The sequence below is a fragment of the Martinezella rhizogenes genome (genome assembly GCF_000799715.1).
GTDB lineage: Bacteria > Pseudomonadota > Alphaproteobacteria > Rhizobiales > Rhizobiaceae > Rhizobium > Rhizobium rhizogenes_C.
In genome coordinates this window covers 34,557-49,887 of sequence record NZ_JUHG01000003.1, presented here as the reverse complement: position 1 = coordinate 49,887, position 15,331 = coordinate 34,557, and the positions used below count along the sequence as shown (strand labels likewise).

Below are 15,331 nucleotides of genomic sequence, written 5' to 3'. Positions count from 1 at the left end.
GTAAGGAGCGGCAATCCGGATGAGACGATCTCATCCTTGATTGCCGCTCCGCTTCACTCTTCAATTTAGCTGAAGGTCACTTCGCGGGTCACTCTGGAATCCCATGGGCACCAATGGTTGCCGGGGAGAAAGGCGCCGCCGGCCTCGTCGAGATGATCCTCGACATACATCATATTTGCGTCGCAGACTTCGATTGCCATGGCGAAGAAGCGTATCGTCGTCGGGTCCAGGTAGAAGCTAAACTTCGGATTGTATGGCACGGTTCTCTTTATGATTCTGCCATGAACATGAATCTCCGTCTGTTCCTCGCCGGAAATGATCCGCAAGGCATGATTGATCGTATTTTCATCTGTGAGCTCGATTATGAACTCCACACCTGGAGACGATGGTTGTTCAAAGGCAAAATAACGAGGCATGGTGCTTGCTTCCTATCGAGTTGAAATCATGTGGTTTGTTTCATGGAAACTCCCGTGAATTAGTGTTTACTAATTTTAAGTCAAGTCATTGATCCCCAGCATATTTATGGGTATCAGGCAATTTTTTTAAATTGAAATCGCGTCCGAGTTCCGCCGCGCGCTGCTTCGGCGAAAAGGCACAAATGGCCTTTGCCCGCGTAATTAGGTGCGAGTTTTTTTGTGAAGCCGAGCGCGACATTCATTGGGTGGAGCGATAGCATCCACGTCGCCACCGCAGGGGGTATCAGCGACCAGAGATATTGGCGTCAAAGGGCCAGTGGCTGGCTCTTTCCTTCATGACAAACCGGATAGGCACGTCCAGACATCGATCTCAAAAATCGATCGTCCGGCCGTTGATCTCCCAATCGCCGAAGCGTGAGGGGTCGGCGCCGCCGCGGCCGCCGATTTCGGGGGGGAGGTCGGGTTGAATCTCAGCCTTGCGACGCTCTTCCGCTTCGGCAAGTGCGCGCCTGGCGGCGGGCGAGAGCGGTTTGCGGGGCACTTCGCCGGCTTCGATGTCGGTTTTATTGTCGTTATCTGCTGTCTGCATGGCTTGGAGCGGCCTGGAGCTGTTGAAATAGCCGGGTGAATAGCCAAATCATAGTGCGTCCGGCCGCAAAGAGAAAGGTTCGGACTGTCGATCGTGTTGGAGACCCGAATGAATATCATGCGTACCGCCATGCTGCTTGCCTTCATGACCGCCCTGTTCATGGGCGTTGGCTATCTGATCGGCGGGCAATCCGGCATGATGATCGCGTTGGTCGTGGCCGCCGGCATGAATTTCTTTTCCTACTGGAATTCCGATCGCATGGTGCTCTCCACCTATGGCGCACAGGAAGTCGATGAGCGCAGCGCGCCGGAATTCTATGGCATCGTTCGCGATCTCGCCCGCAATGCCGGGCTGCCGATGCCGAAGGTCTATCTCTATGACAATCCGCAGCCGAACGCCTTTGCCACCGGCCGCAATCCGCAAAATGCCGCCGTCGCTGCCTCGACCGGTCTTCTGCATGCCCTGACGCCGGAGGAAGTGGCGGGTGTCATGGCACATGAGCTGGCGCATGTGCAGAACCGCGACACGTTGACCATGACGATCACGGCGACGCTTGCCGGCGCCATCTCCATGCTCGGTAATTTCGCCTTCTTCTTCGGCGGCCGCCGCGACAGCAACAATCCGCTCGGCGCCATCGGCGTGCTGGCGGCAATGATCGTCGCGCCTTTGGCTGCCATGCTGGTGCAGATGGCGATCAGCCGGACGCGCGAATATTCGGCCGACCGCCGCGGCGCGGAGATCTGCGGCAATCCGCTGTCGCTCGCCTCGGCGCTCGGCAAGATCGCCCGTGGTGCGGCACATATCCCGAACGAGGAAGCCGAGGGACATCCGGCGACGGCGCATATGTTCATCATCAATCCACTTTCCGGCGCGCGCATGGACAATCTGTTTTCGACGCACCCGAATACGGAAAACCGCATCGCCGCGCTGCACGACATGGCGCGGCATGGCGGCGGCGGCGCCGGCCCTTCCGCCGGCATGTCGACCCGCTCCGGCTCGACGGGACCGGCCATGACTGCTAATCCGGTGCGCAAATCGCGCTCCGTGCCGAATACGGGTCGCGGTGGTTCGCAACCGCCGAAGGGACCCTGGTCTTGAGTTCTGATAATAAAAACAAGCATTTCAACAAAGACGGAAAGCAAGCAGGCAACCGCTCCGGACAGGGGCGGCCGCGTGATTCGGTTTCCTCCAAGCCCGGATTTGCGGCGCGTGCCGCAGCAACCAAGATTCTTTCGGCCGTGATCGACCGCAAGACGCCGCTCGACGGCATGCTGGATGCCGAAGGCGGAAACCCCGCCTACAAGGCGCTTGGCGACAACGACCGGGCGCTGGTGCGCGCCATCCTCAATTCGGCCTTGCGGCATCTGCCGCGCATCGAGGCGGCGATCGCTTCGCTCTTGGATTCGCCACTGCCGGAAGGTGCGCGGGCCCTGCATCATGTGCTGGTGGTGGGTGCGGCGCAGATGCTCTATCTCGACGTGCCGGATCACTCCGCCGTCGATATCGCCGTCGAACAGGCCAACCAGGACCCGCGCAATCGTCGCTTCGCCAAGCTGGTCAATGCCATCCTCCGGCGGATTGGGCGCGAGAAGCAGGAGATTTTGGACCAGGGTGCCGATGTGCCGGCCATGCCCAAATGGTTCCTGACCCGTCTCGAGGCTGCCTATGGCAGGCAAGCGGCGCTGAAGATTTCGGATACGCAGCTGGAGCCAGCGGCGATCGATGTCACGGTGAAATCGGATGCCGAGGGCTGGGCGAAGCGCCTGAACGGTGTGGTTCTGCCGACCGGCGGCGTGCGTCTTGCCGCTTTTGAAGGCTCCATCCCGTCTCTGGATGGATTTACGGACGGCGAATGGTGGGTGCAGGACGCCGCCGCCAGCATTCCGGCAAAGCTGTTCGGCTCGCTTGCCGGCCAGCGGGTCGTCGATCTCTGTGCCGCGCCCGGCGGCAAGACGGCGCAGCTTATTCTGGCCGGCGGCAAGGTGACTGCGCTCGACCAATCCGCCAATCGTCTGAAGCGGCTGTCCGGCAATCTGGCGCGGCTTGGGCTGGAGGCAGAAACCGTTGTTGCCGACATGGCGAAGTTCCAGCCCGACGAACTCTTCGACGCCGCCCTTCTCGATGCTCCCTGCTCGTCCACGGGCACGACCCGCCGTCATCCCGATGTACTCTGGACCAAGGGTCCGGAGGATATCGCCAAGCTGGCCGCCTTGCAGGAGCGCCTGCTTCGCCATGCCCTGACCCTGGTCAGGCCCGGCGGGCTGGTGGTCTTTTCCAACTGCTCGCTCGATCCTGAAGAGGGCGAGGATCTTGTCGCGCGCGTCCTGGCTGAGACCGATACGGTCGAGCGCGTGCCGATCAGCCCCGAGGATTGGCCGGGTCTCGAAGCGGCGATCTCTCCGCTCGGCGCCTTCCGCACCACGCCCGACATGCTGCCGCTCTCCGGTGGTTTTGCCTCCGGCCTCGATGGGTTTTTCGCCGTGGTGCTTCGTCGCACGCAATAGTGGCGGAGCTTGAACGATTACCCCCATCTTGATGAAAAACTGGGCATAATGTCTCGATTTGGCATACTCCTAACCTCTTCTTAACCACCGAGCGTTGAGAGTAAGCACAAGCAAATATGCAGTTCTGCGGCAGGATTTAGTGAAGTTACACATGCGGGAAGCATGGCGGCGGATGTCTCGCCGCGCGGCGTTGGCGCGATTGCGTCTCACCCGCCACACGATGCGTGTGCCGGAACGGCTGATCGTGGCTCCGACGGATCTGCGCAGCATCGATCCCTTTTTCGCGGAAGAGCTGATCAATGGCCGCATCCTGCTGGCGGGCCGCGTGCTGGAAACCGAAGGCGGGTCGCCCTTTGCCCTGGAGTTTCCATCGCAAGTCTTTGCCGCGCGGCTGCACAATTTCCGTTGGCTGCGGCATTTGCGGGCGGAAAAAAGCGATCAGGCGTCGGCGCTGGCGCGCTCCATTCTCAATGACTGGATGGCCGTCCACGGCCGCCGGCTGCAGGGCATCGCCTGGGCGCCCGATACCGCCGCCCAGCGGCTGATCGCCTGGCTGTCGCATTCGCCGGTTCTCCTACAGGGCACGGATAGCGGCTTTTACCGCCGTTTCATGCGTATGCTCGTCCTGCATGTGCGCTATCTCCGCCGGGTTGCGGCAACGACGCGAGACGGAACGACACGATTCCGGGTGCGGATTGCGCTTGCCATGTCCTCGGTCGCCATGCCGAACGGTGCCTCGGCGCTGAAGCGTGCCGGCCAGGCGCTCAATCGGGAAATCGACCGGCAAATCCTGTCCGATGGCGGCCATATCTCACGCAATCCGCGCATAGCGTTGGAGCTGCTTCTTGATCTGCTGCCGCTGCGTCAGACCTATGTCAATCTCGGCCACGATGTCCCGTCGCGGCTGATCCCCGGCATTGACCGCATGTATCCGGCCCTGCGCTTCTTCCGGCATCAGGATGGCGATCTCGCTCTGTTCAATGGCGCGACCTCGACGCTTGCCAACGAGCTGATGTCGGTGCTGCGCTATGATGAAACCGCCGGCCAGACGTTCAAGGCGCTGCCGCACGCGAAATACCATCGACTGGCCGCCGGCCAGGCCGTCATCATCGTCGATACCGGCTGTCCCGCCTCCGCCGACCTCAGCCGCACGGCCCATGCCGGCTGCCTGTCTTTCGAGATGTCCTCGGGCAAGGCCCGCTTCATCGTCAATTCCGGCGCACCGGAATTCGCCGACGATCGCTACCTGCAGGCAGCCCGGGCGACGGCGGCGCATTCGACCGTAACGCTCAACGACACCTCGTCCTGTCAATTTTCCAAGTCGAAGACCCTTGGCCCCATTATGGTCGGGGGAGTGAAAAAGGTCATCGTCGAGCGCGCCGAGACTGAAGACGGCCGCGATTATGTGAGAGCCGCGCATGACGGCTATCTCTCCACCTTCGGCTATGTCCACGAGCGTGAGATCAGCCTCAATGCGGCCGGCACCATCCTTGCCGGCCGCGACCGTTTCTTCGTTCCCGAAGGCAAGAAGCATACGCCGAGGGGCGAAAACATGGCCTCCGCTCGTTTCCATGTCCATCCCTCCATCAGCCTGTTGCAAACCGAGACGGACAGTGCCCTGCTAATCGCGCCGGATGGGGAGACCTGGGTCTTCTCCTCGCCGGGCAACGAGGTGCTGGTGGCCGAGGATATCTTTTTCGCCGATGCCTCCGGTATGCGCTCCTCCGACCAGCTCGAGATTGTTTTCCCGATCGCCGAAAAGCCGGAAATCCGCTGGTTTTTGTCCCAACGGCCATAGGCTAACAGCGTCAGCTATGCTAACGGGGCGGGCATATCGTCCCGCGCCGTTTTCGCCGGACATCTCCTCATGCCAGAGCGGTTCCCGCTCTGTTTTTGTTATCTCGCAATTCCGGACGGAAAACCGCTGCACACTTTTCCTGGAATTGCTTCAGACCGGAGAAAGCCCATGGCCGTCGTTTCCAAGAAAATTCCCGCTCCCGACAAAGTTCAGGTGAAAACCGCGCTTCTGTCCGTTTTCGACAAGACTGGTATCGTCGAGCTAGCCCGCGCGCTCAGCGAACAAGGCGTGCGGCTGCTGTCGACAGGCGGCACGCACAAGGCGATTGCGGCTGCGGGCCTTGCCGTGACCGACGTCTCCGAGGTCACTGAGTTTCCGGAGATCATGGACGGCCGCGTCAAGACGCTGCATCCGAAGGTGCATGGCGGCCTGCTTGCCATCCGTGACGATGCCGAGCATCAGGCGGCGATGAAGGAACACGGCATCGAAGGCATCGACCTCGCCGTCATCAACCTCTATCCCTTCGAAGACGTGCGCAAGGCTGGCGGCGATTATCCGACGACGGTGGAGAATATCGATATCGGCGGCCCGGCGATGATCCGCGCCTCGGCAAAGAACCATGCCTATGTGATCACCCTGACGGATCCGGCCGACTATCCCGAGCTGCTGGAGCAGCTTTCCACGGATGCCGGACAGACGAGTTACGACTTCCGCAAGCGCATGGCCGCGAAGGCTTTTGCCCGCACCGCTGCCTATGATGCGATGATCTCCAACTGGTTTGCAGAAGCCCTCGATATCGCCACGCCGCGTCATCGCGTCATCGGCGGCGTATTGCGTGAAGAGATGCGTTATGGCGAAAATCCGCATCAGAAGGCGGCTTTCTACGTCACCGGCGAAAACCGTCCCGGCGTCTCGACCGCAACGCTGATCCAGGGCAAGCAGCTGTCCTACAACAACATCAACGACACCGACGCGGCCTATGAACTCGTGGCCGAGTTTCTGCCGGAAAATGGTCCGGCCTGCGCGATCATCAAGCATGCCAATCCCTGCGGCGTTGCCACGGGCCCGAGCCTGGTCGAAGCCTACAAGCGGGCGCTCGCCTGCGATTCCGTTTCGGCCTTCGGCGGCATCATCGCGCTGAACAGCCTGCTCGATGCGGCAACGGCAGAGGAAATCGTCAAGCTCTTCACCGAGGTCATCATCGCGCCCGACGTGACCGAGGAAGCCAAGGCGATCATCGCCCGCAAGCCGAACCTCCGGCTTCTCTCGGTCGGCGCCCTGCCCGATCCGCGTGTAGCCGGCCTGACCGCCAAGACCGTCTCCGGCGGCCTGCTCGTTCAGAGCCGCGATAATGCGCTCGTCGAGGACATGGAGCTGAAGGTCGTCACCAAGCGTGCGCCGACAGCGCAGGAGCTGGAGGACATGAAGTTCGCCTTCCGCGTTGCCAAGCATGTGAAGTCGAATGCTGTGGTTTATGCCAAGGACGGCCAGACGGCCGGCATCGGCGCCGGCCAGATGAGCCGCGTCGATTCGGCCCGCATCGCCGCGATCAAAGCGGAAGACGCCGCCAAGGCCATGGGGCTTGCCGAACCGCTGACGCGGGGTTCCGCCGTTGCCTCCGAAGCCTTCCTGCCCTTCGCTGATGGCTTGCTGTCGGCGATTGCCGCTGGTGCTACGGCTGTCATCCAGCCGGGTGGCTCGATGCGTGACCAGGAAGTCATTGACGCCGCCAACGAGCACAATGTCGCGATGGTCTTCACCGGCATCCGCCATTTCCGCCATTAATGGGCGGATATACCAGATCCTAATTTTAGATATCCCGGTTGGCCAGCCCAGCCGGGATTTTCTTTTGCCTATCTCGCCTTGTCGGCGGGATAAGGTGTCCGCAGCAGGAGAAGCAGGCCGCCGGCGAGGAAGACGACCAATGTCGCCATGCCGAGGCGGGCCGAACCGCTCCAATAGGTCATCAGCGAGAAGAACAGTGTCGCCATGAAGCTGGTGGCGCGGCCAGAGAGCGCGTAGATGCCGAAATAACGGCCCGCCTCCGCGACACTAACACTGCGGGCGAGATAGGAGCGCGAGGAGGCCTGCACCGGGCCGAAGGCGATACCGATCAGCAGGCCATAGCCGATATAGGCCTTCTCGGCCGCCGTCCCGAACAGGCCGCCGGAATCGGCGATGGAAAGCGGCACGAAGCCGAAGAGCGTGAAGCCCGGTCCTGTGGAGACGATGCCGAGCGTGGCGACGAGCAGTAGCGTGAGGCTGATGACGACGGTTATCTTTGAGCCCAGCCAGCGGTCGACATAGCCGGCGATGAAGCAGCCGAAAATGGCGATGATGTTGAGGATGATGCCATAGATGCCGATTTCGATGGTCGCCCAGCCGAACATGCCCGCCGCGAAGGTGCCCCCGAGGATCAGCAGGCCGTTGACGCCGTCCTGATAGATCATGCGGGCGATCAGGAAAAGGCTGATGCCCCGCCGGCGCTTCAGCTCGCCGAGCGTCGTTTTCAGTTCACGCAGGCCGGAGCGAACAGCAGCGGCCAGCGGTAGGCCGCGCGCGGCATCCGGCGTGAAGAAGAACATTGGCAGGATGAAGAGGAAATACCAGACGGCGGCGATCGGCCCGGTGATACGGGCGTCCTCGCCGAGCGCTGCGTCGAGACCGAAGAGTGGTGTCAGGCCGAGAATGGTTTTGCCGGTCTGCGGATTGCCGGCCAAAAGCGCCACGACGGCGATCAGCACGATCATGCCACCGAGATAGCCGAGCCCCCAGGCAGCATTCGAGACGCGGCCGACATCGTCCTTGCTGACAAGCCGGGGCATCATCGAATCGTTGAAGACGATCGAAAACTCCGCCGAGATTGAGGCGAGGATCATGAAGATGACGGGATAGATGATTGGCGAGCCGGGGGCAGCACCCCAGAGGCAGAAGAGGCTGGCGATCTTGATGACGGCGAAGAAGGCGATCCAGGGTTTGCGCCTGCCCGACTGGTCAGCGATCGAACCGAGGACCGGCGACAGCACGGCGATAATCACCGAGGAGATCGTCGCTATGTTGCTCCATGTCGTCTGTGCGGCCACCGGATCGGCGGTCAGCCGCGCGACGAAATAGGGACCGAAGATGAAGGTGGTGACGACGGTGAAGAACGGTTGCGCCGCCCAGTCGAAGAACATCCATCCCCAGATGCCTCGCGCCGGCACTTTTGCCGGCGCTTCGTCCCTTATCTCGGTGGCCACCAAATTCCTGTTCCCGATTCCGCCGGTCGGCTATTGAGTCGGGCGGACTGTCTCACCTCACCCGGTCATGCGCAAGGTCGGTCAGGAGGCCGGCGGCAACCGTGATACGCGCCAGGTTCGGATCGCCGCTTTCGCTGAGGCTCGCAAGCTCCTCAGCAATGCGGTTGATGCGGATTCGATCCCCGGCATGCCATGCCTGCACCGGCTGCTTGTCCTTCGGATGGTTCGATAGCGCCGAGATGACGATATCGCGGCGGGCGCCGGCGATCTGGTCGAGGCTGCGTGCCAGGGCCAGGCTCTCATAGTGATCGCCGGTGAGAATGCGGCTGCCGGCCAGCAGCAGACGACCGACGCGGAAGGTCTGCGACACGGTGAAGTAGCTTTCGGCGGCGCGGTTGAGCGTGTCGCCGGTGCGCTCGGCGATCTGCATGATCTCCGGCACGAGAACGAGCGCGTAGATCATGGCGATCTCGCCGGCGAGTTTTTCCGGCAGACCGGCGGCCTGATAGTCCGTCTGGCGAGCGGCGATCTCGGCGGCGAAATCCGCCGGGATATGGCTGAGGAAGAGCGGACGCAGCTTTTTCAATGCTGCCTGAAGCCGGCTAATTGTTTCCTCGATGTTGCCCTTGGCCGCGCCGGTTTTCAGCAGCAGGCGGGTGAGCGCCGTATAGACCTCGGTGATCTCGCCGTAGACGCGGTTCTGCATCTGTCCGCCGACCTTGCCATCCAGCGCATCGGTTTCATTCCAGAGCCGGTCGAGATCGAAGCCGTCGCGAGCGAGCACGGCAGCCTTGACCACTTCGGCGGCCGACGCCGCCGTCGCATCCATCATGCTGACGGCAAAGCCCGGTCCGCCACGGTTGATGACTTCGTTCGCCAATACGGTCGCGACGATTTCACGCTTCAGCCGGTGGCCGGTGATATCTCCGGCATTCGAGCGCTGCATCTTCCCCGGGAAATAGTGGCTGAGCGTCGCGGCGAAATAGGGATCGTCCGGCAGGTCGCTTGCCGCCAGCGCGTCAAAGAGGACGATCTTGGCGTAGGAGAGTAGAACGCCGATTTCGGCGCGCGTCAGCGGCCGGCTATTGGCATAGCGCTCAGTGAAGGTCTGGTCGTCCGGCAGCGTCTCCACCTTGCGGTTGAGCTGCTTGGCGGCTTCCAGAACGCTCATGAAGCGGCTGAGCTCCAGGGCGTTGCCGGTGCCCTTGCGTTCCGTCAGCGAGATCGCCAGCGATTGCAGGTAGTTGTTGCGCAGCACCAAGGTGCCCACTTCGTCGGTCATCGACGCGAGCAGTGTATCGCGTTTCGCCCGCGTCAGGCGGCCGTCATGCATGGCAGATGCTAGCGCGATCTTGATGTTGACCTCGACGTCGGAGGTGTTGACGCCGGCCGAATTGTCGATCGCATCCGAGTTGCAGCGTCCGCCCTTGAGACCGTAGGCGATGCGGCCCTTCTGGGTAACGCCGAGATTGGCGCCCTCGCCGATCACCTTGGCGCGAACTTCTTCGGCCGTGATACGGATCGGATCATTGGCGCGGTCGCCGACTTCCGAATCCGTTTCGGACGGAGCCTTCACATAGGTGCCGATGCCGCCGAACCACAGCAGGTCGACGGGAGCCTTCAGGATCGCCGTGATAATTTCGAATGGCGTTGCCACCGTCTTATCGATGCCGATCGCGGCGGCGGCTTCAGCCGTCAGCGTCACCGATTTCGCCGAGCGCGAGATAATCATCGCGCCCTTCGACAGGACGGACTTGTTGAAATCCTGCCAGCTCGAGCGCGGCAGGTCGAAGAGGCGCTGCCGTTCGGCCAGCGTCTTTGCCATGTCCGGATCGGGATCGATGACGATGTCGCGATGGTCGAAGGCGGCGATGAGGCGGATTTTTGGTGACAGCAGCATGCCGTTGCCGAAGACGTCACCGGACATGTCGCCGACGCCGACGACAGTGAAGGGCGTTGTCTGGATGTCGATATCCATTTCGCGGAAGTGCCGCTTGACGGTCTCCCAGGCGCCGCGGGCGGTGATGCCCATCTTCTTGTGGTCGTAGCCGGCCGAGCCGCCGGAGGCGAAGGCGTCGTCCAGCCAGAAGCCAGCTTCCTGCGCCAGCGCGTTGGCGGTGTCGGAGAAGGTCGCGGTGCCCTTGTCGGCGGCGACGACGAAATAGGGGTCGTCGCCGTCCAGCCGCACCGTGTCCGGCGGCGCGATAATATCGGCGCCGGAGATGTTGTCGGTGATCGACAGCAGCGTGCGGATATAAGTCTTGTAGGCCTCGCGGCCGGCATTGAAGATCTCGTCGCGGCTGCCGCCGACCGGCAGCTTCTTCGGATAGAAGCCGCCCTTGGCTCCAACAGGCACGATGACGGCGTTCTTCACCTGCTGCGCCTTGACGAGGCCGAGCACTTCGGTGCGGTAATCCTCGGCACGGTCAGACCAGCGCAGACCGCCGCGCGCCACCTTGCCGAAGCGCAGGTGCACGCCCTCGACTTCGACGCCATAGACGAAGATTTCTCGGAAGGGCCGCGGTTCCGGCAGGCCGTCCAACAGTTTCGGGTCGAGCTTGAAGGCGAGCATGGCCTTCGGCGTGCCATCGGGGTTTTTCTGGAAATAGTTGGTGCGCAGCGTTGCGTCGATGGCGTTGACGTAGCGGCGAAGAATGCGGTCGTCGTCGAGGCTTGGAACGTCGGCCAGCTCGGTCTCGATGGTCGCATGCAGCTCGGAAAGCTTCTTTACGCGGTTCTTGTCGCTGAGCTTGGGGTTCAGCGTCTCGTAGAACAGCCGGAAGATCGCGGCGGCAATGCGCGGATATTTGTCCAGCGTCGCGGCGATATAATCCTGCGAATAGGCGATGCCGGCCTGGCGGAGATAGCGGGCATAGGCGCGCAGCACATTCGTTTCGCGGGCGGAGAGATCGGCGGAGACGATCAGCCGGTTGAAGCCGTCATTGTCGATCGTGCCGCCGAAGGCGGCAAGGAAGGCTTCCTCTAACGCCGCGCCATGGTGGGCGAGATCGATCGCCGTGCCGCTGCGGGCTTCCAGCTCCATGTCATGGAGCACCACATGACGGCCGGTCGTATCATCCTTGGTCGTGACATAGATGTCGAAAGTCCGCTCGCTGATGACGTTGAAGCCGAGATTTTCGAGCAACGGCACGCGACGCGACAGCGCCAGATTGCCATCGCCATGGAAGATCTTCAGCGACAGGATATCGGTGCCCTCATCCTTGCGGACATAGAAGGCGATGCGGATCGGCTCGGCTCCGGCGGTGGCCGTGATATCCGGCAGGTCGGCGACGGCGTCTTCCGGGGTGAAAGCTTCCTGGAAGGCCTGGCTGACGGAGATGCGTGGTGCTTTCGGCCCGGCCAGCATGACGAAACGCTCGTCCCAACGGGCGGTGATGGCGCGGATCGCCTCTTCGAGCTTGACTTGGGGAATATGCGGCGTCTTGCCACCACTGCGGCCGATGATGAAGTGCACGCGCGCCACGCCGCCTTCCGGGAAGGCCGGATAATAGGCGGAAACACGACCGTCATAGACGGTCTTCAGGTAATTGCCGATCTTTTCGCGCACGAGAGAATCGTATTCCTCGCGCGGCACATAGACGATGACCGAGACGAAGCGGTCGAAATGGTCGATGCGCGGCAGCGCACGGACATGCGGCCGGTCGGTGAGGTCGTTGATCTGTTCCGCGAAGCTCGCGAGCAACGCCGTGTCGATCTGGAAGAGATCGTCGCGCGGATAGGATTCGAGCGTGTTTTCCAGCAGGCGGCCGGAATGGCTGGCTGGGTCGAAGCCGAAGTAATCCTTGACCTTCTGCACCTTCGAGCGCAGCAGCGGCACGTCGACGGCGGCACTGGTATAGGCGGTCGAGGTGAAGAGGCCGACGATGCGCAACTCGCCCGTCACGTTGCCATCGGTATCGAAGCGCTTGACGCCGACATAGTCCATGTAGGCGCGACGGTGGACGATCGACTTGACGTTGGCCTTGGTGACGATCAGGAAATCCGGCCCGTTGAGGAAGGCGAGGATCTCCGGCGTGGTGGTGACGGCGTCCTTGCCCTGGCGGAGAACGAGGACATCCGGATTGGAGAGGATGCCGAGGCCGGTGCCACGATCGCGCTCCACCTTGGCGCTGGCGCCCTTGCCGGAATAGACATATTCGCGCATGCCGAGGAAGGTGAAATTGCCGTCGCGCAGCCAGGAGAGGAAAGCCAGCGCCTCGTCGCGGTCCGCCTTACGGCGGCCGGTCGCCTCATAGATGGAAAGCTCAGAGATCACCGTATCGAGCCGCGCTTGCATCGACTTCCAATCGGAAACAGTCAGATGCGTCTGGTCGAGCACGGTCTGGACGCGCTTAATCAGGTCCGTTGCCTGTGCTGCGGTCAGCGGTGCCAGATGCAGTTGGATATGGCTGACGCGATGGGCCGGATCGCTCGGATGATCGGCGGAATAAAGGCTTGGCTGTTTGCCATCCTCGATGATCAGGATCGGGTGCACGGCCATATGGAGGTCGCGGTAGCTGCTCGTCACCTCGCCCATGACCGATTCATAGAGGAAGGGCATGTTGTGGTCGGTGATCGACAGGATCGAGACGGGCACGCCATCGGGATCGATATCAGCCACCTGCTCGATCGAAACGCGGGGGGACGTGCCGCTCCAGGCTGCGAGCTCCCTTGCTGCGTGTACGGCGGCAAGGGCAAGCATTTCCGGGCTGTAGCGCTCCATGTCGTCATTGCTCGCCCGGCCGAACAGGATCTCCGGATCGAGATGCGTCTCGCCGGTCGCGGCAGCGATCTTTCGCGCCGCCTCGATCTGTTTTTCCCGTTTCGGATTGGTCCTGGACGCCATGAATTTCCTCCAAATTTCAAGATTTTGACCACAGTATCAGAAGATTTATCGAAAAAACTGGCAAAATGAATGCGGATCTGATCGCTTTTCGACGGATTTTGTCTCAAATCGTGAAGAATCTTGCCGAACGTCGTGATCCCGTTGCAAAGCGCATGATAGGGGCGCTGAATTGTCACCATAAGCTCCGCAACAGACGTTTTCATGACTCTGTGAAGCGCGGTTGACAGAGTGACGATAAAGGGATCATCACAACCCCATCGAAGTCGGAAGATCATAACCGGAAGCAAGCATCATGTCGGACAATTCGGCGGGCGCCGTTATCGTCATCTCCAGCCATGTCGTCAGAGGCTCCGTCGGCAATCGTGCCGCCGTCTTCGCGCTGGAAACCCTCGGTCATCCCGTCTGGGCGCTGCCAACCATCGTTCTTCCCTGGCATCCAGGCCATGGTCGTTCGACGCGGCTGACCTTCAATGAAGCTGATTTCGACCATGCGATCGACGATCTTATCGCCGCACCCTGGCTGTCCGAGGTAAAGGCGGTGCTGTCGGGTTATTTCGGCAATGCCGCGCAGGCACATTCCGTGGCACGGCTGGTACGGGCGCTCAGGGAAAAGAACCCCGATCTCTTTTATGCCTGCGATCCGGTCATCGGCGATGCCGGCGGTCTCTATGTGCCCGAGGCGACGGCGGAAGCGATTCGCGATCAGCTGATCCCGCTGGCGTCATTGGCGACACCGAACCGCTACGAGCTTGCCTGGCTCGCCGGAGCGCCGCTGGAGGACAATAACGCCGTGATGGAGGCAGCGCTCGCGCTCGGACCGTCGCGCATGCTGGTGACCTCGGCCGTGCCGATGATGGCCGGTGGCATCGGCAATCTCTATCTCAGTGGCCGCAACGCGCTGCTTGCCGAACATCGCAGCATCGACAATGCCCCGAACGGGCTCGGCGACCTGCTCTCGGCGGTGTTCCTGTCACGGCTCCTGTCCGGCATGGACGAGGAACGAGCCCTGCAAATGACGACGGCGAGTGTCTACGAGGTGCTGGCAAGGGCGGTCAAGCGCGGCAGCGACGAACTGACGCTGGCCGCCGATGCCTCCAGCCTGTCAACGCCGATGGCGATGGTGCAGATGCGCCGGCTGATGCATCCGGCGCAGCGGAAGAAGTAGCGATCGAGCCTGTCAGGAGCTTTTTGCAGTGCAATAGTTGCCATCGGCAGCGGCGCGCTGTAATTCAATCTGCATGGACAGCTTTCCTACTTCCCTTCTGAGCGGCTACCGCAACTTCATGAGCGGGCGTTATGTCGATGAGCGTGAGCGCTATCGCAGTCTCGCCGAGGGCGGCCAGAGCCCATCGACCCTTGTGATTGCCTGCAGCGACTCCCGCGCGGCGCCGGAGATTATCTTCGACGCCGGCCCCGGAGAGCTTTTCGTCATCCGCAATGTTGCCAATATGGTGCCGCCCTATGAGCCGGACGGGCATTTCCATGCGACGTCGGCAGCACTTGAATTCGCGGTGCAGTCGCTGAAGGTCTCCGACATCGTCGTCATGGGCCATGGCCGCTGTGGCGGTATCCGCGCGGCGCTCGATCCCAATGCCGAGCCGCTGTCGCCGGGCGATTTCATCGGCCGATGGATGGGGCTGCTGAAGCCCGCCGCCGAGCAGATCCAGAGCAACGACATCATGACGCAGGCCGAGCGGCAGACGGCGCTGGAGCGCATCTCGATCCGCAATTCGCTCGACAATCTGCGCAGCTTTCCGGATATCAAGGCGCTGGAAGAAGAAGGAAAGTTGAACCTGCACGGCGCCTGGTTCGATATCTCGACCGGCGAGCTGTGGGTGATGGACGCAAAGACCCGCGACTTTATTCGTCCCGAAGCCTGAAAACGCGATAGATCAAACAAAAAAGCGCTCCTGACCATGTGGTCGGAGCGCTTTTTGAT

At 61.7% G+C, this 15,331-nt stretch carries 10 protein-coding genes; 6 read left to right on the top strand and 4 right to left on the bottom strand.

Annotation, left to right across the window (positions count from 1 at the left end; genetic code table 11):
- Positions 1-65: 65 nt before the first annotated feature.
- Both EX00_RS02490 and EX00_RS02485 read right to left on the bottom strand, forming a co-directional pair.
- Positions 66-416, bottom strand: coding sequence for a BP74-related protein (locus EX00_RS02490; RefSeq protein ID WP_047453804.1), 351 nt, complete (start codon positions 414-416; stop codon positions 66-68).
- A gap of 370 nt (positions 417-786) precedes the next feature.
- Positions 787-1,005 carry a DUF1674 domain-containing protein gene (locus tag EX00_RS02485; RefSeq protein WP_047453802.1) on the bottom strand — a complete coding sequence of 73 codons (219 nt, stop codon included), beginning with the start codon at positions 1,003-1,005 and terminating at the stop codon, positions 787-789.
- Between the two features lie 108 nt (positions 1,006-1,113).
- Between EX00_RS02485 and htpX the strand changes: the two genes are divergently transcribed.
- From htpX to purH, 4 genes are all read left to right on the top strand, one after another.
- Entirely contained in the window at positions 1,114-2,103 is a 990-nt protein-coding gene (gene htpX, locus EX00_RS02480) for a zinc metalloprotease HtpX (RefSeq protein WP_047453800.1), read from the top strand.
- Positions 2,094-3,509, top strand: a complete 1,416-nt coding sequence (locus tag EX00_RS02475; protein WP_404944003.1) for an RsmB/NOP family class I SAM-dependent RNA methyltransferase — start codon at positions 2,094-2,096, stop codon at positions 3,507-3,509. Before htpX ends, EX00_RS02475 begins: the two co-directional genes overlap by 10 nt.
- A gap of 151 nt (positions 3,510-3,660) precedes the next feature.
- Positions 3,661-5,307 carry a heparinase II/III family protein gene (locus EX00_RS02470; RefSeq protein ID WP_047453796.1) on the top strand — a complete coding sequence of 549 codons (1,647 nt, stop codon included), beginning with the start codon at positions 3,661-3,663 and terminating at the stop codon, positions 5,305-5,307.
- 168 nt (positions 5,308-5,475) lie between these two features.
- Complete coding sequence (gene purH / locus EX00_RS02465) at positions 5,476-7,092, top strand: bifunctional phosphoribosylaminoimidazolecarboxamide formyltransferase/IMP cyclohydrolase (RefSeq protein WP_047453795.1); 1,617 nt, start codon at positions 5,476-5,478, stop codon at positions 7,090-7,092.
- A gap of 68 nt (positions 7,093-7,160) precedes the next feature.
- Here purH and EX00_RS02460 read toward each other — a convergent pair whose 3' ends face one another.
- Complete coding sequence (locus tag EX00_RS02460; protein WP_052210639.1) at positions 7,161-8,549, bottom strand: MFS transporter; 1,389 nt, start codon at positions 8,547-8,549, stop codon at positions 7,161-7,163.
- 49 nt (positions 8,550-8,598) lie between these two features.
- Positions 8,599-13,392 carry an NAD-glutamate dehydrogenase gene (locus tag EX00_RS02455; protein WP_047453793.1) on the bottom strand — a complete coding sequence of 1,598 codons (4,794 nt, stop codon included), beginning with the start codon at positions 13,390-13,392 and terminating at the stop codon, positions 8,599-8,601.
- Between the two features lie 292 nt (positions 13,393-13,684).
- Here EX00_RS02455 and pdxY point away from each other — a divergent pair, with 292 nt between their 5' ends.
- A complete protein-coding gene (gene pdxY / locus EX00_RS02450; protein ID WP_047453791.1) occupies positions 13,685-14,557 on the top strand; it encodes a pyridoxal kinase PdxY in 873 nt (290 codons plus the stop codon).
- Between the two features lie 73 nt (positions 14,558-14,630).
- Positions 14,631-15,272 carry a carbonic anhydrase gene (locus EX00_RS02445; RefSeq protein WP_047453789.1) on the top strand — a complete coding sequence of 214 codons (642 nt, stop codon included), beginning with the start codon at positions 14,631-14,633 and terminating at the stop codon, positions 15,270-15,272.
- The last annotated feature ends 59 nt before the right edge of the window (positions 15,273-15,331 follow it).